General features: G+C 37.4%; 19 protein-coding genes. 11 read left to right on the forward strand and 8 right to left on the reverse strand.

What is annotated here, in order from left to right; translation table 11 throughout:
- Nucleotides 1-41 precede the first annotated feature (41 nt).
- From NH153_RS12325 to NH153_RS12345, 6 genes are all read right to left on the reverse strand, one after another.
- On the reverse strand, nucleotides 42-1,103 hold the full coding sequence (locus tag NH153_RS12325; RefSeq protein ID WP_063704252.1) for a fatty acid desaturase family protein: 1,062 nt from the start codon (nucleotides 1,101-1,103) through the stop codon (nucleotides 42-44).
- Nucleotides 1,100-2,143, reverse strand: a complete 1,044-nt coding sequence (locus NH153_RS12330) for a flavin reductase family protein (RefSeq protein WP_063704254.1) — start codon at nucleotides 2,141-2,143, stop codon at nucleotides 1,100-1,102. The genes NH153_RS12325 and NH153_RS12330 overlap by 4 nt, the downstream gene beginning before the upstream one ends.
- A 468-nt stretch (nucleotides 2,144-2,611) precedes the next feature.
- Entirely contained in the window at nucleotides 2,612-2,821 is a 210-nt protein-coding gene (locus NH153_RS12335; protein WP_063704256.1) for a hypothetical protein, read from the reverse strand.
- A 2-nt stretch (nucleotides 2,822-2,823) separates the two neighbouring features.
- Nucleotides 2,824-2,967 carry a hypothetical protein gene (locus NH153_RS21745; RefSeq protein WP_156503635.1) on the reverse strand — a complete coding sequence of 48 codons (144 nt, stop codon included), beginning with the start codon at nucleotides 2,965-2,967 and terminating at the stop codon, nucleotides 2,824-2,826.
- Nucleotides 2,968-3,119: 152 nt separating this feature from the next.
- The gene (locus NH153_RS12340; RefSeq protein ID WP_063704258.1) at nucleotides 3,120-3,332 is read right to left on the reverse strand and encodes a cold-shock protein; all 213 of its coding nucleotides are present in this window, start codon (nucleotides 3,330-3,332) and stop codon (nucleotides 3,120-3,122) included.
- 313 nt (nucleotides 3,333-3,645) lie between these two features.
- On the reverse strand, nucleotides 3,646-3,858 hold the full coding sequence (locus NH153_RS12345; RefSeq protein WP_063704260.1) for a DUF2061 domain-containing protein: 213 nt from the start codon (nucleotides 3,856-3,858) through the stop codon (nucleotides 3,646-3,648).
- Between the two features lie 467 nt (nucleotides 3,859-4,325).
- Here NH153_RS12345 and NH153_RS12350 point away from each other — a divergent pair, with 467 nt between their 5' ends.
- Together NH153_RS12350 and NH153_RS12355 are read left to right on the forward strand one after the other, a co-directional pair.
- A complete protein-coding gene (locus NH153_RS12350) occupies nucleotides 4,326-4,877 on the forward strand; it encodes a cytochrome b (RefSeq protein WP_063704263.1) in 552 nt (183 codons plus the stop codon).
- Nucleotides 4,878-5,339: 462 nt separating this feature from the next.
- Complete coding sequence (locus NH153_RS12355; protein ID WP_063704265.1) at nucleotides 5,340-6,638, forward strand: methyl-accepting chemotaxis protein; 1,299 nt, start codon at nucleotides 5,340-5,342, stop codon at nucleotides 6,636-6,638.
- A 542-nt stretch (nucleotides 6,639-7,180) separates the two neighbouring features.
- Here NH153_RS12355 and NH153_RS12360 read toward each other — a convergent pair.
- Together NH153_RS12360 and NH153_RS12365 are read right to left on the reverse strand one after the other, a co-directional pair.
- Nucleotides 7,181-7,501 carry a thioredoxin family protein gene (locus tag NH153_RS12360; RefSeq protein ID WP_063704267.1) on the reverse strand — a complete coding sequence of 107 codons (321 nt, stop codon included), beginning with the start codon at nucleotides 7,499-7,501 and terminating at the stop codon, nucleotides 7,181-7,183.
- 13 nt (nucleotides 7,502-7,514) lie between these two features.
- On the reverse strand, nucleotides 7,515-8,714 hold the full coding sequence (locus NH153_RS12365) for an MFS transporter (RefSeq protein ID WP_063704269.1): 1,200 nt from the start codon (nucleotides 8,712-8,714) through the stop codon (nucleotides 7,515-7,517).
- Between the two features lie 112 nt (nucleotides 8,715-8,826).
- Between NH153_RS12365 and NH153_RS12370 the strand changes: the two genes are divergently transcribed.
- The 9 genes from NH153_RS12370 (at nucleotide 8,827) to NH153_RS12420 (ending at nucleotide 20,478) form a co-directional block, all read left to right on the forward strand.
- On the forward strand, nucleotides 8,827-9,417 hold the full coding sequence (locus NH153_RS12370) for a TetR/AcrR family transcriptional regulator (protein WP_063704271.1): 591 nt from the start codon (nucleotides 8,827-8,829) through the stop codon (nucleotides 9,415-9,417).
- A gap of 142 nt (nucleotides 9,418-9,559) precedes the next feature.
- Nucleotides 9,560-10,045, forward strand: coding sequence for a DUF2938 family protein (locus NH153_RS12375; RefSeq protein WP_063704274.1), 486 nt, complete (start codon nucleotides 9,560-9,562; stop codon nucleotides 10,043-10,045).
- A 1,235-nt stretch (nucleotides 10,046-11,280) separates the two neighbouring features.
- Nucleotides 11,281-11,595, forward strand: coding sequence for a DUF6572 domain-containing protein (locus NH153_RS12385; RefSeq protein ID WP_063704278.1), 315 nt, complete (start codon nucleotides 11,281-11,283; stop codon nucleotides 11,593-11,595).
- Between the two features lie 678 nt (nucleotides 11,596-12,273).
- Nucleotides 12,274-12,897 (forward strand): hypothetical protein, encoded by a 624-nt coding sequence (locus tag NH153_RS12390; RefSeq protein WP_063704281.1) that lies wholly within the window; start codon nucleotides 12,274-12,276, stop codon nucleotides 12,895-12,897.
- A 72-nt stretch (nucleotides 12,898-12,969) separates the two neighbouring features.
- Entirely contained in the window at nucleotides 12,970-13,326 is a 357-nt protein-coding gene (locus NH153_RS12395) for a hypothetical protein (protein ID WP_063704283.1), read from the forward strand.
- A 1,215-nt stretch (nucleotides 13,327-14,541) separates the two neighbouring features.
- Nucleotides 14,542-14,943: a hypothetical protein gene (locus NH153_RS12405; RefSeq protein ID WP_063704288.1), complete on the forward strand. Its 402-nt coding sequence runs from the start codon at nucleotides 14,542-14,544 to the stop codon at nucleotides 14,941-14,943.
- Nucleotides 14,944-15,038: 95 nt separating this feature from the next.
- On the forward strand, nucleotides 15,039-15,488 hold the full coding sequence (locus tag NH153_RS12410; RefSeq protein WP_082874053.1) for a hypothetical protein: 450 nt from the start codon (nucleotides 15,039-15,041) through the stop codon (nucleotides 15,486-15,488).
- Between the two features lie 372 nt (nucleotides 15,489-15,860).
- Nucleotides 15,861-16,979: a CRISPR-associated ring nuclease Csm6 gene (csm6, locus tag NH153_RS12415; protein WP_058584596.1), complete on the forward strand. Its 1,119-nt coding sequence runs from the start codon at nucleotides 15,861-15,863 to the stop codon at nucleotides 16,977-16,979.
- A gap of 46 nt (nucleotides 16,980-17,025) precedes the next feature.
- Nucleotides 17,026-20,478: a DEAD/DEAH box helicase family protein gene (locus NH153_RS12420; RefSeq protein WP_240494370.1), complete on the forward strand. Its 3,453-nt coding sequence runs from the start codon at nucleotides 17,026-17,028 to the stop codon at nucleotides 20,476-20,478.
- The last annotated feature ends 87 nt before the right edge of the window (nucleotides 20,479-20,565 follow it).

Consider the following 20,565-nt stretch of genomic DNA (forward strand, 5'->3'; position numbering starts at 1 on the left):
TATTAATAAAAAAGCCAGCGCTATGCACTGGCGTGTATTATTTACGGAAAAGAGTAGCGTACAATTCGTTTTACTACAGAAAAGTACTGGCGAAAGAAGCCGCCGGTATTGTAGTGAATACCGTGCTCTCTAAAGATAGCTTGCACCTTAGGGGCAATTTCGCGGTAACGTTTTGCGGGTAAATCTGGGAATAAGTGATGCTCTATTTGATAGCTCAAGTGCCCAGTCATTACATGAAACAGGTTACCCCCTTTGATATTTGATGACCCCAACGCTTGGCGGTAATACCACTGACCTTGTGATTCATTTTCGCAGTCTTGCTGGTTAAATGTTTCAACTTCACCGGTAAAATGCCCGCAAAAGATAATGGTTGAGGTCCACAGGTTACGTAATAAATTAGCCGCTAGGTTGCCCGCCAAAACCCACAAAAATAGAGGCCCAGCAAGGAGTGGAAAGAGCAGGTAGTCTTTCACTAGCTGGCGTGCACCTTTACTAAAAAAGCGCTTTTTCAGTTCGCTGTGCGGTACTTTGTAATCGCGGTCATCTTTTTTCTTGCCAAAAAATACTCGCTCGGCTGCCATTTCATGGTACGACACACCCCATTGGAACAGCACACTGAGTAATAGGTAAGTGACAAATTGCCATAGGTTTTTTACTCGCCAACGAAAGTCATTCGATAAGCGCAGTAATCCATAACCGAAGTCGCGATCTTTACCAATAATATTGGTATAGGTGTGGTGCTCGTAGTTGTGAACGCGGTTCCAACTAGCCCCATCGCACGCTATATCCCACTCGTAAGACTTTGAATTTATGTATTTATCATTCATCCAGTCGTATTGGCCATGCATCACATTGTGGCCAATTTCCATGTTATCGAGGATTTTTGCTGTGGCTAAACTAAGCACACCCACGAGCCATAAAACAGGCTGAATAAAGCCTAGCATTAATAGAATTCGGCCACTCCATTCAAACACTCGCTGGCAAACAATAACGCGGCGAATGTATTTCGCGTCTTGCTCACCGAGTTTTGATTTTACATCTGCTTTAACACTATCGAGTTGAGCTGCTAATTTTTCAAAATTGACTGTTTTTGTTGTCTTCATGCTGATAACTCCACGTCACTGACTGGTTGCGATATACAAAGTTGAATTAACTGCTCTGAGCTATCAGAGAGCTCACCGGTGCGAATATCACGTACGATGCCTTGCTTTTTAACGCATTGGCATTGATGGCAAATTCCCATACCACAGCCAACTGTTACAGGTTGCTTATTCGCTTGTAAGTGGGTCAGTAAGGTTTGTTGGTTATCAATAGTGAATGTTTTGCCCTGATGAGTGAGTGTTAATTCGTGCTTATCAGAGGTTGCTAAAACAGCAGGGACTGCACTGAAATGCTCACTGTCGATAGGCGTATCTAATTGCTTAGCTAAAGCGGCTGCTTGCTTATACAAAGCAGCTGGGCCGCACACTAACCAGTGTTTATGCGCATTTGTTGTCAGCCATGTCGTCGCATAGCCATCTTTGTTGCGCTCAAGTAAGTGATAATCAAAATTGCTCAGTGATTGCTTTAGTTGCTCAAGCTCATCTTTAAGCCAGTGGCTGTTCGGCTTTGCATAGTAAAGCAGGGTTATAGTGTGTTTGCTATCTGCAGGTAAAGATTTAAGCATGGCTATAAATGGCGTAATGCCTGAGCCACCGGCAAGCATGATTAAAGAGCGCGCGGTATTTGGTATAACAAACTGGCCTTTAGGCTCAGAAATATTAAGCCATTGCCCTGGCCTCAAATTTATTAGCTTTGATGTAAATGCGCCGAACTCTTGGCTGCGGATCAATAAACGAATTTGTCGCTGCTGCCTTGCCAATAGTGGTTCGCTTGCGATGGTAAACACGCGCGTAAGCAATCGTCCATTTGTTTGGATTGTTAACGCAATGTGCTGGCCTGCTTGATGAACTGGCCATGATTTTTCTGGCTCAATAATCAACTCAACGCATTGTTCAGCAAACAACTGTACATGTTTTACTTGTGCACGAAAATAGCCTTCGCGCCAACCTGGTTTAAAGCACTGAACCACCGGCTCCCAGTATCCTACCCATGATTGATGATGCAATAAATGTTTTGATAATGAATTTAATAACGCTCTCATTTTTCGCCTTTAGCTTACAAGTGTACGCTCACTTTGCGCACAAGTGTAAGCTGAAAGCTGATAATTGCAAGCCTAATTTGAGTATTAGCTCTAATGAAAGGTGGCCATCATCTAGTGTTTGACTAACTAAACTTAGCCTAGACAGAACTCAGTATAGGTAAGCCTATGAGTGTTTTTATTGGGAATATGGATATGCTCGCTTTTTACATACTGCTTGGTTACATTTGTAGTAACCAAGAAATAAATGCGTGTTTTTCTAATGAGTTTTTGAAATTAACGCGTTTTAGGTTGCTTCTATCTCTAAATACTACACAGAGTTTGTTTGTTGAAATTGATTGAATAGGGGGGATGGCTTCAATAACAGAGCCATATTTTTTTTGATGCATTAATGAACTTTATGAATATTTTAAATTGTTGTTGATTTAATAGGGTTTTAATTTTGGTAGGAGGTTGTACTAACTATAGGGATTAACTTTGTTTATTAATAAATCTCTCTGCTTTTGTGTATAGAGAGTCGCACTTTATCTTTTGCTGATTAAACTCAATGCTGCCTTCTACTAAATTATCTAAATACTCTTTTTCATTTCGATATTCGTTGACAAGTTGTTCTAGTTTTTCTTCGAAATTACTTTTTTTTATTTTTTTTGTACTTTTCTGTGGTTTTCTTGATTTTTTCATTTTTATAATTCCAGTAATTTTAAACGTTCACGTTCAATTAGGATGTCTTCAATTTTTCGCCTAACAGAGTGAATGTCTTTATACTTAATGCCATTATGGTTGATAATGTCACCAACGCGTTTGGGTTTTTTTATTTTCTTTTTCATTATACTCCCGGTACTCTTCGTGTTTTTTCTACCTTAAGTAACTATTGATTTAAAATAGAGATTTTGGATTTTGTCAATTAAGAAAAGAAACTAAATGAATAGTCGTGATTAAAAAAAGAGGTACATTTTAGTTGTACCTCTTTAGTTGCTACTTAGCCTAGTGTGACGTTGTTTGCTTGTGGACCTTTAGTCCCTTTCTCTATATTGAAAGCTACTTTTTGGCCTTCGCGCAAAGTTTTGAACCCATCAACTTCAATTGATTTGAAATGAACAAAGACATCTTGACTGCCATTGTCTGGAGAGATAAAGCCAAAGCCTTTAGTTTCGTTAAAGAACTTTACTGAACCAGTTGTCTTGTTAGACATATATACCTCGATATATTTATAAATTTTAATTTCTAGCTACTAAATCGGAAATGAAGGAAGAAGAGTCGCAGGGCATATATGACGAATAGATTCGAAAAGAAACTGAGATGAACTTGTACTAAATATTTTCATTAATAGCTCGCTATTTGAGCTGCAGAAACTATACACTATATTTTAATAATAGATATGAATATATTTTATTTTTTATTTTTTTAACGAAAACAGTGAATAAGGTTGTTTTACAACCATAGCTATGAATTCCAATGAATAAGTACGTAATTCGTTGAATGCTAGGTTTATCTTTTGTTAGTCGTTAGGCAAACATTATTCCATCTGGGTTTTGTTTTAAGCTATCCTTACCCTCTAGACTACGCCATACTTTTTCGTGGAAGTAAAACGCAACAGTGTTCACAGCTGGCTCAACAATAGCAACCAAGCCACCAATTAAAAAACTACCTGTTAAAAAGTAGGTTACTGTGAAAGCGATTGCGAAGTGCATCATTGCAAAAGTAACTGTCTTAATCATTTTGAATACCCTAACTCTCATAATTTGATGCGTTTAGTATTGCTCATTATTGCCCATCTTTAAAATGGAATAAAAAGATTGTAGCAATCGGAAAAGTGGATTGTTATTCTCACGGTAATGTTCAGAAAGTTTTATTTCAAAGTCTACGAACTCAAATAGAAGTAGATGGTGAGAGTTTCGTAAATATGCATTTCAGTTAGGGCAATAAACTGCGTATTGCCATCGATAATGCATGGCGAGGCTTTAGGGCAATTAAGGAGTAGAAAGCTTATTTAATCAAATAACTTAAGTTTATTTTAAGTTTAAATTAATACAGTAACCCCATGAACAAGTAATTTATCCTTTATAGATACCTGTTCTTTGTCTTAGATCATTACAACAAGAAAGATCACAAGATAGGTTAATTCTAACTACCTGTTATCCATAAATTTAGCAGTTATCTGAACGTGTTTTACGAAAGGGGCATTATGAAGATTAAAAATACAACGACTCATTACAGTTCGTTCTCGATTGTATTGCACTGGCTTATGTTTATTTTAATCGTGACAGTGTTTGGCAGTATTGAATTACGCGAGTTATTTGATAAAGGCACTGAAACCCGCGACGCTTTTAAAATGTGGCATTTTATGTTGGGTTTATCTGTTTTAGCTCTAGTAGGTATCAGGTTAGTGGTGCGTGTGCTGGCAGGCTCAACGCCTGCAATAAAACCTGAGCCTGCAATGTGGCAAAATACATTGGCCAAACTAGTGCACCTAGCGCTCTATGTCTTCATGATTGCAATGCCAATAGCAGGTTGGCTGATATTGAGTATGGCTGGTAAACCAGTGCCATTTTTTGGCTTAGAGCTACCTCCTCTAGCAAGTGAAAATAAAGATCTTGCTAAAACTATCAAAGAAATACACGAGACTGTGGGTGAAGTAGGTTATTACTTAATAGGCTTGCATGCCGCAGCTGCATTATTCCATCATTACATTTTGGCTGATAATACCTTAAAACGTATGTTGCCTTTAAAAAAGTAAAGTTTAGTTAGGTCATCTTAAATAAGCCTTGAAATCCCATACTAGGATTTATCAGGGCTTGCTCATGACGCAACGAGGCTACTCATTTCTTTCTCAATTTTCACTTTAAGTATTTCGTAACACAGCAATGAAACTTATCGTGTTACTTACCATTTGTTACCATCACGTAAGCCAAGTTAGTGTTAGGTCAAACACTAACTTGGAAACGCATGAGTACATCCAAATATAAGTTCATCAGAGAGTATCAACGCGTGAGCAAACCACGTTAGTGCAATAAGTAACGGAACGATCTTGGTGTGAAAGTATTGTTTAAAACTACGTTTGGAGCTTAGAGTTAACTTACATGGTTTCTAACTTCTCTTTGTACCCATTCATCTTAATGTACTATTAATAACTAATTATATTTGTATGATGATAAGAACCTCTCAAATCTTGAGTTCATAATTCAAAGGAATATTTCTAATGTGGTTTACTAATCGCAAACTGTTATCCGAAAATATTTATTTAAAAGAGCAGGCTGCTGAATACGAAAATATAAAGCATGAGCTCAAAGAAGAGATGTTGTATTTTTTGCTGAATAAAAATAGCACCATCATTGAAGTAAATGAGCGATTTGCAGCAGCGCTAGACCTTCAAGCGAATGATCTAGTTGGTAAAAACCTAAATGATTTGCTCCTAAAAAAATCAATTAATAAACCCCACACACAAAAATTACTCTCGGCAATAAATAAGTTAAACCATTGGCACGGTGCCTTACAATTACAAACTAATACAGGTCGTGAACTGTGGCTTAGAAGCATTTTACAACCAATAAATGGCGAACTTGCCGTGTACTCAGCTGAACTGACAAGAACTATATCTCAATCAAGAGAGAAAGAAGATATGCTTACTGCTCTCAGTCGCTCTTCTGCTGTGATTGAATTTAGTCTGGATGGAGTAATACTCAATGCTAACGATAACTTTTTGAAAGCCATGGGGTACTCTCAAAATCAAATTTTAGGAAAGCACCACAGTATGTTTTGTGACTCACATGAAGTTGAATCGAGTTCTTACCAGCAGTTTTGGTCTGAGTTGAAGCAAGGGCGCTTTATTTCAGACCGTTTTAAAAGGATTGATAGCCACGGGAATGAGGTATGGCTTGAAGCCTCATATAACCCAATTCATGACGACAATGGTGTTTTATATAAAGTTGCTAAGTTCGCTACTGTCATTACAGAGCAAATGAGAAGAGAGCAAGCAATCTCACAGACTGCAGAGATTGCTTACGATATTTCAAAGCAAACAGACGCCGATGCAGAAAGCGGATTAGAAGTTGTAAAGCAAACAATATCAACGATGAACGCCCTGTCTAAGAAACTCGAAACAGCCAGTGAAGGTATCAATAAATTAGATGTACAGTCAGCTAAAGTAGCTGACTTGGTCGATAGTATTAAAGGTATTGCAGACCAAACTAATCTACTTGCTCTCAATGCTGCAATAGAAGCAGCAAGAGCAGGAGAACAAGGACGCGGGTTCTCTGTTGTAGCTGATGAAGTAAGGCAGCTTGCATCAAGAACGAGTGCCGCTACTGAGCAGATAATAGGTGTCGTGACTGAAAATAAAGTACTTACACAAGATGCTGTAACTCAAATTGAATCTAGCCTAGTAGAAGCAAAAGATGCATTAGAGTTATCTAATAGCGCAGGGAGTGTAATCGATGATATTCAAAAAGGTGCTAAAGAAGTGGTTGAGGCCGTCAGTCAATTTAAAACGAATCTTTAGTAAAGGGTTATCGAATTAGGGAAGTAGCGTGTTACTTCTTTTTATTTGAAGTTAGGTCAAAACTAGCGAGTATTTTAAAATATCAATTCACTGTCTGGAGTTAGTTGCTCACTTTAAGCCAGAAAAGTTTAGATTATTATTGTGAGTTGGTGCTGAATAAGTGTTTTCAACTAATCCCTGTCAATATCTAAAGCTCTCACTCGATTGCACATCATTTGTTGAATAACTTCTACCCATCAGCTCTATCTAACTACGTATTTAGGAAATACATTATAATGAGGTAAGTATTGCTATTGTCAATAAATGGGAAATTTGAATTAATACTTTTACATTGGATATGTTTCTTTTCGCTTTAACTTATCGGATACAAATCAAACTCCTCACATTATTTTGGGAAATGATATTTTAACTAGCTTGGATGGTTTTGCTGTCGATTTGGCTAATCAAGTTTTTAAAATAAAAATCCCAAACTAGTTATACGAAAAAGACACAACCATGTTGAATATGGTTGTGTCTTTCAGGAGAGTAGTCTGATCAATATTTTAGTTTAATGCTTGATTGACTATCGAAAGTAGCTCACTTTCATTGAGCACACCTGAAAATTGCCCCATATGTTTGCCATCTTTATACAATACAGTTGTAGGGATACTCCTAATTCTGTGCAAATTTGCTAGGTCTGGTTGGGCAATGACATCGACTTCTCCGAGCAAAGCTTTATCACTAAGCTTATTTGCTGCGTTTTTATAAATAGGAGCCATCATCATACAAGGCGCACACCATGAAGCCCAAAACCGAATTAATTTTACACCAGGCTCTGAAACGATAGATTTAAAGTTCTCTTTAGTTACTGATTTGACTGACATGTATACCTCTATATTATGCTATATCTGCAGTTGATTGTTCTTTAGATAGTTCCACCTTTGTTTTATCTAAATACCCACTTAACAAAACCAACATAATGCTTATTGCTACAACAACGGCTGCGACTGTACCAGTTGCTAATAAGTGATAATTTGCTACGACGATTCCTCCTCCCCATGCGCCTAATGCGATACCTGCGTTAAATGCAGATATATTCAGTCCAGATGCAGCATCTACAGATTGAGGGGCGTACTTTTCTGCTTGCTGAACAATGTAAAGTTGTAAAACGGGTATACTGCCAAATGCTAAAGCGCCCCATACCATTATTAATGGCACCATTAGATAAGGGTTAGCAGCTACAGGCTCTATAAGGGCTAAAACACAACTTAAAATGGCAAACATAGAGACCATCGTTTTAATTGGCCCTTTATTACTTGCCAATTTCGCGCAAAAAATATTGCCAATAGTTACGGCAATGCCGTAAAGCACTAAAACCATACTTACTGTACTCACAGAAAACTTGGTCACATTTTGTAAAATTTCAGAAAGGTAGGTAAAAGCAACGAATGCACCGCCATAGCTAAATAAGGTAATAAGTAAAACAAGCAAGATTCTAGGTATTAAAATAATACTTAGTTGTTGGTGTAATTTAGCAGGACTAGGGCGCTCTACTTTTTTTGGCAAATATAGCCATTGTGCAACAGCGGAGATCAAGCCAAGAATACTTATAAATAAAAAGGTTGCTCTCCAGCCGAAAAGATCTGATATAAAAGTCCCTAATGGAACCCCTGATACTAAAGCAACGGTTAGTCCCATAAAGACAAGAGCGATCGCTTGACCTGATTTATCTTTTGATACCAAATTGGCTGCTACAACAGTCGCCATCGAGTAAAAGACTCCTTGCACCACGCCTGCTAGTACTCTAGACAATAACAGCATTGCATAACTGTTGGCCTGCCAAGCTATAAGGTTAGCTAATACAAAAGCGATCATCAGCGTAACAGATAGAGTACGTCGCTCTATTTTCCCCGTAGCGGCTGTTAATAGCGGCGCAGAAACAGCAACTCCTAAGGCATACAAAGAAACTAATTGACCAGCTGTTGGAATATCAACATTCATATCATTAGCTATGGCTGGAAGTATTCCCACTACAACAAACTCTGCCATTCCTATGGCAAATGATGCTGCAGCGAGAGCGTATAATGCGATTGGCATATTATTTCTCGTTTAGTTTTGGATTGGTTGATCCATAATTTAAACGAGGTAAAAATGCTTGTCAACAACTTATGGATTGACTAATCTATAATAGTTTTTTTAAGGAGTAGTTATGGCTAGAACAGGTCGACCTAGAAAATTTGACCGAGACATCGCATTAGAAGCTGCGATGAATATCTTTTGGGCTAAGGGTTTTGAAAGCACCTCATTAGCTGATCTTAGAGATACATTAAATCTATCTTCAGCTAGTTTTTACGCAGCCTTTGGCTCTAAAAAAGAGCTTTTTGAAGAATGCCTAAGCCTCTATACGCAAACATGTGGTGAAGTGACCTCTTACTTAGATAATGACAGCGTAAGGCCTAGGGAGGCTATGCAAAATATGTTGAATCATCTAATCGAAGTCCAAACATCCTCAACTTCACCTTTAGGCTGTATGGCCGTTTTGTCTGGTTTAAACTGTTGCGATGATAATAAAGATGTTGAGGAGTTAACTTATCAAGTAAGAAATAAAACGACGGAAGCTATTTTGCGTTGTGTAATTCGTGCAATAGATAAGGGGGAATTGCCAGAAGATATCAATGCAGATGCATATGCTTTAATGATTGATAGCTTTGTTAAAGGAATATCAATAAAAGCGAAAGATGGTTATAAGAAAAAACAGCTTCAAGAGGCTGTTGGTCTCTTACTTTCTAATTGGCAGTAATTTCAATGTAAACAATTTCTACCATTTCTGAGTCTTTACTGTTTCTATTTTAGAGCAACATTCAATTTTAATGCTAGATATTATGGAATAATCGATCCATAATTTGTTCGCTATTAATAACTTTGCCTATAAGTGGAGATGTATGGAAAATATTATACTTTTTTGTTTAATTGTTGGTGTAGGTTCAACAATTGCTTTAGATGTCTGGGGTGTTCTAGTTAAAACGATTACAAAGATCCCGCCGACTGACTGGGGCATTGTTGGACGTTGGTTAATCGGTATCACATCTGGTAATTTTGTTTTAGACCAGAGCAACAAAAATGCACCATCTTTGATTGAAAAAGCGACTGGTTGGGTATTTCATTACTTAGTCGGTATTGCATATGCAGTTCTTATTCTGTTTATTTATGGTGTTGGTTTTATCGAAAACCCAACGGTAATGCCTACTGTTATAGTCGGTGTAATTTTAAGTACTCTCGCAGGTCTAGGTATACTCATGCCTGGATTAGGTGGTGGTTTTTTTGCGCGTTTAATTCCGAATAAATTTCAGACCTATGCCTACATTATTGTTGCGCATATCATTTTTGCTATTGCTCAATTTGGTTTTGCGGTTTGGTTTAGCCGTTAACTCAAACTTGAAGTAGAGCGTTATAAATGAATAAACCCAATACTATCGAAGTGTTGGGTTTTTTATTACAAATTGGATTGGAACTGCTAGCTGTTTTATACAAATTCTTAAAGGTATTTAGCTACTACTCTAATTCAAAGTATATGTCCTCAATTAGCCTCTTTTAGATAATTACCAACTCGCAATCCTAGTTAGTGTTAGGTCAAACACTAACTAGGAAACTCATGAGTACATCAAAATCACAATTCATCAGAGAGTATCAACGCGCGAGTAAATCACCCTAGGGCGATAGGTAACGGAACGATATTGGTGTGAAAGTATTGTTTAAAACAAAGTTTGGAGTTCTGAGTTAACGTCCTGGTTTTTAACCTCTCTTTGTACCCATTTATCTTACTGTACTATTAATAACCAATTCCATTCCATCATATGCAAACAAATAACTTTAAGCATGACGCTCTAATTAGTAATCAATTATGAGAGTAATAATACACCTTTATTTTATTGGCAGATATGACATCAAAACGACCAGTGCTGAAATCGGCAGTTATGTTACATGCTCGTTGTTCACTCAGAACCACCATTAGACTATTTACGGTAGCAAGCTTGAGCAGAAAGCGCTAGTCCAGATCCGACTGACTCGAAGCAGGGCTGCAATGAGCTAGAGCCGAAGAGCAGCTAGATAGTCATTGCTTAAAGACGATACTTGTATTTTGTTAGGTTTTCTTTTTTATAGCAATACCTTAGAAACTTTGTTAGAACTATATAAGATAGATAAATGAGCGTGGCATTGGCAGAAATATGTGCGATGGGCACACTAAAAAATTAAATGAACATGATGGTTTAGGGTGTCTATTAAAATGTATAAAAGGATTTTGAAAGGACTCTTGTTTGGCATATTAGGCTACACAAGTACTATGTTTGGAATGTCATATAGAAGCAGTGAGCAGTTCATTTTAGCTCAAAAACGCTGCTTAAATGGCATCTTAGAGTCTTGTTTATCAGATAGTGATAAAGCCACACTACTTGTTAGTTGGTCACCTTATAATTTGTACTACTTAATTGTTTTATTAATTAGCTTTGCAATACTAATATTGTTAGATGACATATTGAAATTTGTGTCACTTGCATATAACAAGGCAAATCAAAAGCGCTGACAAAACCAGTTGCTTTGCTCTTTCTTCACAAATCGCATGTTACATAAAGACTTAAATATCACGTAACTTAAGGAATCTAACATGGATGACCCTATTCAGGGCTTAGATAAAATCGATATCGTTGGAGAAAGAAAAGGTGGTGGTGTCGATTTGGTTATTATAGTGTCAAGTGCACTAAGGGATTGTGAGTATCACGAACAACTTCTGAAAACTAAGATTCAAAGCTATACGGATACCATCTTCTCCGATGAATGGATATCCAAGTATGGTCAGGGTAATAGCGATATTTATATCAAAGCCCAAGTAATTCCTGAACAAGAAATTATTAATCTAATAGGTGCAATTAAAAAACACCTAAAGGAATTCAATATTGATTTGTGGTTGGAAGTTGCATAACAAATTAACGCTGCGTATTGCTATAACCTTTTCGCGTTCCGAATACGCAGAAAAATAAGTAACTCGCATTATTAAATTCTTATGCATCTAGGGACAGAACAAATGGACGCAGACATTGAACTAAATATCAGCTTCAGATTCTTGGCTCTTTCAGAAGAGTTAGTAAGCGAAGCTAAATTAAGCCTTAAAGTCTCTTTAGTGCTGATATAACAATTCAAGAGTATAAACGTGGTTGCTTTAAATCACCATTTGGGTAAAAGTAGCCCCAACAATCTAATAAAAAAGGACAAAAAACAGTTTGCTGTTTTGGCTCCTCAACATTTAGCAAACAATTTTTAGCCCCTTATCGGTGCGTTGATACTTATGGAAGATTTCTGCACTTGTCTCGAAAATTAAAGTTTATAACTGCAATATCACAGATGACTGAAAATGGTGCTTCCATTTATGGTGGTTTTAATCATTTCAGAGGTGAGGCTATATTCACGTCCACTTTGAATACGTGTTATTTCGAAGACAAAACTCTCGTAAAGGTCAAAGGCGGGGGGTTAAATGGTAGCAACTATAAATGCTCTAGTACTGGTGAGTTTTACAGAGTAATGAAATTTGATAGGTTGTACTAAACACGTACTTAACAAAAAAATTATGCCGCCCGCAAGCTGATTAGGACACAAGGAAAGTATGAAGATTGTTTTTAAGTTTATTGGATTGATTTGGACTATTTCTTTCCTTTCGTTTTTTGTTCTATTTATCTACGTGGGAAGTGGAGGTGAAATACCTCTTTTAGCTCAAGAGTATGTGATCTACTTTCAGACAGTTTTATTGTCTTTTCTCACTTCAAACTGGTTTTATGTTGTTTTTGTAGTTGGTTGGTTTGGAGTTTGTTATGGACTAGGAAAAGAAAGTGGCTGGCAAAACTTAGCTAAAAGATACAGAAAAAATAATGACTGGGGTTTAGAAGAAAGCTTCCGAATTGGAAGTGGGTATATTGGTAAAATACGACATAACGGAATCTTAAAGGTTGCAGCAAATAACAGGGGGCTTTATTTAAGAATGCTTTTTCCCTTTAAGTTTGGTCATAAAAACCTGTTTATTCCCTGGCAAGAAATCTCGGCTGTTACATTAGAAAGTGGTTTGTTTTCAGAAAATACTCCGGGCTTTCTCAAGCGTATGGCTAAACCAGTTTCAAAAACTGAGTACTTAAATATTCAACTACATGAGTTCCCAAAGCAGCGTTTAACTATTCAAAGTTCTGAACAATTAATTCGCTATATTCCGAAAACCTTGAGAGATAGTGCAGAGTAAATGGTTATTAAACAACCGCTTTAGTCACTCATTTGTGTCCCTAAGTGAGGTGTTATGTACTCCGGTAGAAATATGGATAACCTGAAAAATTCGATTATGGCACTTGCTGCATCAGCAAAAGTCCAAGAGGAACTATATCCAAGTTTCGCGGCTATTGGTGATGAGTTGGTGCTTGAGTTTGGTGAATGCTTAGACGACTTGAAAGTTAGTGATTTAACACCTAAACAAGCAGCATCTATTGAGGCGTTAGATGTTTTTATTAATCAGCATTCAGGTGCGCAATTCTCAGCCATGTATCTTGAAAGTAGTGCTTTATTTGACGATCCTAATTGGGAAGAAATTAGGTCACTTGCCAAGCTGGTTGCTGAAGAAATGGGTTGGTCATCAACTGAACCAATCAAACAAAAACATAGAATTGTAACTGGTTAGCTGAGAATACATAATAAATACATTAATGAATTGACGTCTAAAGCTTGGTTTGTGCTCACTTTTCGCTATTTATAGCCAAGATTTTTACGCCATATATTACGGTTTTATAATTAAAGGGAAATATTCGCCATGGGAAGTTTTGCCCGACATCATGGTAAAATTAGGGAATGTTTTGTAGAGTTTCGTGGTTCTGAGTTAACTACAAAGGAAATCAAATCGATCATCAAACTAAAAATGCCATCATTTGATGAAAGATGGATTCATCCCTCTGATCACTGTATTAACCATACTTGTATAGGGGCGTGTGAATGTGCAAAGACTGATAGCGCCATCTTTGAGCGTATAAAACGTGGCTTGTATAAAGTAATTTAGGCACACAGTTTGGAATATAGTTATAACAAACGCTTCAAGACGACCGCCACCGCGGGCATTTTTAGTTTGCAGTAAAAATTGTATTTAAGGCGCAATGCGGTAGCTGTTTTATTGCGTTGGCAGCTGCGAAAAAGAGAGCTACCGAATAAACACTCTAACTTATTTATATCTAGTTATAAGCAATGCTCTTATGACTACTACCCATACGAACACCCACTTAGTCATCATAAAACCTCTCACTTATCTCATCACATAGCTTGGTTCGGTAGATAATCCCACTCCATTACTACTGAAATATCGCTCTCGAAGGATCTTAACTACTTTTAAAGTTGATCTAGATCAAAGAAACTTCATTCGCAGCAATCTATATTACGCGGCTGCAATTTTCGCTGCTTTTTGAAATCTAGATTAGCTTTTAAAGGCAATACTCCATCATCGTGCTTAAAGGTGTGCCATGGCATTACTCATCAATAACAAATGTATTAACTGTGATAAGTACTAGGTGCCAGAATTTAATGAGGAAAAACAAATAGTTGAATTTTGCTGTGTTCTTTTTTGTGTTGGTGATTTTTGATAAATCAACAACAAAACTAAGTATTAACTAAGTTTGATGGAAAAGCAAATTGTATTAACTAAATCGACTTTTTTATCAATTTTATGCATTTTTTCACACGCTTTCCCTCCTTGATTTTCACTTAAATTACTACGTAACACAGCGCCATTAACTCGTAACACTGAATGAGAAAAGCGTAACACAGAGATGAAACTTACCTCTGTTACTTACTATTCGTTACCATCACATAAGCCTAGTTAGTGTTAGGTCAAACACTAACGAGGAAACTCATGAGTACATCAAAATCACAATTCATCAGAGAGTATCAACGCGCGAGTAAATCACCTTGGGATGACAATTCAACGATTCTGCTATTAGCAGATGTTGATGAAGCGTCTACAAGCGACTCAATCGAGCTTAGTTTTAGCCATTACATTTATATGCACAGAGATAGGGTAGGCAGTGTATTGGGTATAAGCATCTCAAAGCAGCTTTTTGATGATAATCCTGATTTTTCAGGGCGCTATTTAGATGGTGTAGAAATGTATGCTTTTTTGCTGCTGTACATTGAGCAAATAAAAGAATTCTGTCATTTATTTTCAGCGGAGTTCGAAGCGATATTTTTAATTAAACCAACAACCTTCTTCAGTCACGCTGAAGAGAGCTGGTTAGAAATCATCGAAAAAAGTTAAAACTGGCGAACCTTCAGGTTCGCTTTCTTAATATTTCCCCTTCCTCGTTCCTTTTTAGTTAAAAGTTTTTTTAACCCTAACTAAAGGAGGAAAGCATGTCTTTAAGATATGTAAGTACATTGAACTTCGTTGATTTAATCGATGCTTTATACAGTATCATTATCAAAAACGACCATAAAATTAATCATTTAATGTTAAACAAAGAAAATCCTGATTTTGAGGGGCTTTGGTCAATTGTCGAGCCAGATGTTTATGCCAATAAGCAACTGAACTATCGTGGTGTAAAAGTGTTGTTTTATAAAATGATGGTTTTTCTGCTTGAAGATATTCAGAAGGGCACCTTTGATTATTCGGATTACGATGACCAACCTTGCAACGAAAACCCTGAGCTCTTTGATGATTTATTCGATACGGAGTTAGAGAATGACTTCGATGATGACTTTAAGGAAAAAATTGAGCGTGAGTTCGAGCCAGAGCTTAATAATGAGCGTACTCAAAATTCTATAAAAGAGACTATATCGCAAATCAAACAAACGCATTCATAGGATAAATAAAGCTATTTTTGCATATAAAAATAGTTGCCTATCCATAACTCACGAAATACGCCACGAGCCGTTATTTGCCGGCTCACTACTCAATGCTTGGGTAGACAGAGTTCACTCTGATAATACTAGTGGGGGAATTGTACGCAAATATACTTTTCCATTGTGGTAATGCAAAAGCGTATTGCTAACGATAATGTAAGGCGAGGCTTGAGGGCAATGAAGGAGTAGCGTGCTACTCCTTTTTTACATTTAAGTATTAAGAAAGTTCGCAAAATATACATCGTCAATAAATCATAAAAATAGCATTCGTCTCATACTTTTTGATTTTATTTAATATTCAGATATTATTCAGTTTCATCAAAAGGAAATTGAATGAAACACATATTACTCATCATCACAGGGGCTAGTCCTCAAGTACTTACAGAAACCTTGTTTGCTATCCATAAGCAAGGCAAAAGTCTGCCAAACGAAATCTATGTCATCACAACGCAAAGTGCCAAACCTTTGCTGGTAGATGGGCTGTTCAACCAAGGTCATTTTCAACAGTTATTAACAGACTACAAATTGCCAGAGATTGAGTTTTCTGAGAAAAATATTTGGCTTATTGAAGATCAAAACGGTCAACCTGTTTTTGATGCCAGCACTGAGGTCGATCAGGTCTATATGGCAGATTTTATAACCCGTAAGGTAGATGAGTTAACCAAACTTGAGAATACAGCAATACATGCATCAATTGCAGGTGGACGTAAAACAATGGCGTTTTACTTAGGATATGCCATGTCTCTCTTTGGGCGTGAGCAAGACACTCTAAGTCATGTATTTGTAGATGAGAGCTTTGAATTTCTAAAAGACTTTTGGTACCCGACTCCCCATTCAAAGTTTGTAAAAAATAAAGCAGGGAAATCGGTCGATTGCAAAAATGCCAATATTACTTTAACGAGCATACCTTATGTTCGCATGCGTAACCTAATTGATAACTCTGTGCTTACCAGTATCAAAAATGTATCTTTCAGTAAAACAGTAGCAAGTCTTAATACAGTCAACTCAAAAGTAATTTCATTAGTTATAAACCCTTCTGCTAAGCAGTTAACATTCGCGGGGATTGATATAAGCTTAACGGCAAAAGAAATGGCATTTTACTTATGGTTACTTGATCAGTACGAACTCAATGTTGATCGTTATTTTGAAGATACAACAAGTTATTCAGAGGCTTATTTAACTCAGTTTTCTGAGCTAGGTACTGACTTACGAGTATTTCGTGATACATTTGGAATCGAGCCGGAAGATTTTAAAATTAATAACTTAAGTGGCCTAAAGCCAATGGAAAAAACGTTTGTTCAGCAAACTCGTAGCCGAATTAATAAAAAACTTAATAATACCTTGCCTATTGAGTTAGCAGAAAAGTTGTTAATTGATTCAACCACTGTTGACTGTGGGACTATCTATCAAGTTAATGCACTAAATGGCAAAGTAAAAATAGAATTGGTATAGCATTTTACAAGCTTGTAAAAGTATAAAAATAGTACAAGCAAGTAGTATGAAAAAGGAATTAGCAACAATGAAACACTCAATGAACTTTGAACATATCAAACAACGATGGCCTGAATTACACCAACTTGCAGCATTTGCTGAAGAGTATGCTATCAGCGATCCTCAAAGTGCATTGGTGAAAATGCGCTGTTTTGCTGAAAGAGTAGTCGGGTATTTTTACAAAGAATTAAAACTCCCTGTATACGCTAATTCGAATATCTTCGATAAGCTAACAGCTGATGCATTTACTTCAGCGGTTCCCAATTTAATCATAGAAAAATTACATGCGATTCGAAAAAGTGGTAACCAAGCAGCACATGAAGGAAAAGTGAGTCAGCAGCAAGCAATTTGGATCTTAAAAGAAAGTTATTTTGTTGCCAGTTATTTATTTATGGCATTCGCAAAAGGTCAACAAAGTGAATGTCCAGAGTTTACAGCACCGACTCAAATACAAACTCATGAACAAAGCGATAAAGAGTTTGCTAAAAAGAATAAGCAACTTAAAAAACAGCTTGCTGAAAATGAAAAACGCTTAAAACTTGCATTAGAAGAATTAGAGGCATCGCAAAAAGCGCAGCAGCAAGCACAAATTGAAGCGGCCAAGCTAAAACAAGCGATTGATCAGGATAAACTCTCTGCCATACAAGCGCGTAATAAACACATCACCTCAAGCTTTGATTTTAATGAAGCAGAAACTCGTGCACGCATAATCGACATGGACTTACGTGCAGCAGGGTGGAATGTATCACTTGATAAATCAAATACAGACGAAGTAGTAAAAGAACTGCAAGTAAGCGACCAACCAACCGCGTCGGGTATTGGTTATGCAGATTATGTGCTGCTCGATGACGATGGCAAGCCACTGGCAGTAATTGAAGCAAAAGCCGCGCGCGAAAACATTGAAAAAGGCCGCCAGCAAGCAGTTATTTATGCAGATGCGCTTGAAAAGCAATACGGCCAGCGCCCCATTATTTTTTATTCAAATGGTTACGACATTAAAATACTAGACGATGCGCAAAATCAACAACCAAGAAGCTTATACGGATACTACTCAAAAGACAGCTTGCAGTACTTAATTAAACAGCGCAATCTTAAAAAAGACCTAGCAGCTACGCCTATCGATATAAATGTCGCAGGTCGAGATTACCAAATCGAAAGCATTACCCGTGTGTGCGAGCGCCTGCAAACACATCGTAAAGCCTTAGTTGTACAAGCCACTGGTACGGGTAAAACTCGTGTTTCAATTGCATTGGCAAAGCGCCTGCTAGATGCAGGTTATGCTAAACGCGTTCTCTTTTTATGTGACCGTAAAGAGCTACGTAAACAAGCCGCCAACGCATTTAACGAGCATACCAAAGAGCCTCTTTATGTGGTGGGTAAAAGCAAAAAAGAACTGGCTAGCAACGCTCGCGTATTCATTGCAACTTACCCGGGTATGATGCGAATATTCCAAAGCTATGATGTTGGTTACTTTGACCTAATTGTCGCCGATGAATCACACCGTTCTATTTATAATATCTACGGCGATATTTTTAAATACTTTGATGCGCTCGAAGTAGGCTTAACTGCAACACCTGTTGAAATGGTGTCGCGTTCTACCTGTAATATGTTTGAGTGTGATTACAAAATGCCAACGGCAAATTACCCACTTGAGCAAGCCATTGCTGATGAAAATCTCGTGCCTTACAAAATTGTGAGTTTTACCACCAAGTTTTTACGCGATGGCATTAAAGCCGACAAACTCACTGATGAACAAATAGCCGAGTTAGAAGAGCAGGGTATTGATCCTAACGAAATAGACTTTGATGCAAAGCAAGTTGATGAGGCAGTTAAAAATAAAGACACTAACCGAGTTATTCTTCGCAATTTAATGGAAAAAGGCCTAAGAGATAACGACGGCCAGTTACCAGGAAAGTCTATTATCTTTGCCCGTAACATAGCGCATGCCGAGTTATTGGCCACCCTGTTTGGCGAACTCTATCCGCAACTGGGTAGTAATTTTTGCCGCGTTATTCACTCTAAATATGAGCGAGCAGATGAGCTCATTGATGACTTTAAATCAACCGAAGAAGGCAGTGTGCGTATTGCCGTATCGGTAGACATGCTTGATACGGGCATCGATGTACCTGAAGTTGTTAATCTTGTATTTGCAAAACCAATCAAATCAAAGGTTAAATTTTGGCAAATGATTGGCCGTGGTACGCGTTTATGCAAAGACTTATATGGTCCTGGCATGGATAAATCACACTTCTTAATTTTTGATCATTGGGAAAACTTTAGTTACTTTGATGAAGACCCAGAAGAAATCGATCCATCTCAATCAAAATCGCTTACTCAAAAGCTTTTCGAAGCGCGTTTAACGTTAGCCGAAAGTGCGCTTAAAAAAGCAGACATGGCTACCTTTGAAGCCGTGATTAATTTGATTCACCAAGACATTGGTGCGCTTGATATGAACACCATTGCAGTGCGCGATAATTGGCAAATAGTTGAGCAATGCAAAGACATTAAGGCGTTAAATCAATTCTCACCCGCAATAAAACAAATGCTGAACGACACCATCGCACCGTTAATGCAGTGGCGCAATATTATGGGGCAAAGTGAGGCTTACCGTTTTGATACTGAAATAACAGTAATGCAAACACTGCTATACACAGATAAAAGCAAAATTGATTTGGCTAAAACTTCTGTGCTGAAAAAAATCGAAAGCCTACAAATGCACATCAATGAAGTACGCAGCAAAGCACCCTATATTGCTGCCATTTTAGAAGAGAGTTATTGGCAAGATTTAAGCTACTCGACTCTAGAAGAGACGCGACAAGCATTGCGGGCTGTGATTCATTTAAGAGATAAGGAGGTTGTAGTCAGAACACCTGAAATGATCTTGGATATAAAAGAAGACGCAGCGCAATATCAAATTGAAGAACGTGCCGCCAATATTGTATCAATTGATTATCAAATCTTTAAAAAAGAAGTTGAGAAAACCCTTACCCCCTTATTTGAAAAAGACGGTGTGCTACAAAAAATCCGAGCAGGCGAACAGGTAAGTGAAGACGATTTAGCTAAGCTAAATGCCTTAGTACATACCCAAAACCCCAATGTTGATTTAAACACGTTAAAAGAATTCTTCCCAGAATCGACAGCCACACTCGATACAATTTTGCGCACCATAGTAGGCATGGACCGAGACTCAATTGAAAAAAGCTTTACCAACTTTATTCAACAAGTGCACACCCATATGAATGCCAAACAGCAACGCTTTCTTAATATGCTAAAAAACCACTTAATTCGATACGGCAGTATTAATATTGAGCAACTCTACGACGCGCCGTTTACTAGTGTGCACGATTCTGGTCTAGACGGAGTGTTTAGTGAGCAACAAGCCGATGTTATCGCTGAGTTTATTAGCCGCTTTAATGTAGAATTAGGACATTCAAAAAGCGAGATACATAAAGAGTTATAACCGTTGAAGTAGCTCATATCTTTCAATGAATAGGTTTGAGCTTTATTTGACAGAAAGTGATGAGAGAACAGCGAACTGTTCTTCCCA

Origin of the sequence: Pseudoalteromonas gelatinilytica, from assembly GCF_001641615.1 — a bacterium.
Classification (GTDB): Bacteria; Pseudomonadota; Gammaproteobacteria; order Enterobacterales; family Alteromonadaceae; genus Pseudoalteromonas; species Pseudoalteromonas gelatinilytica.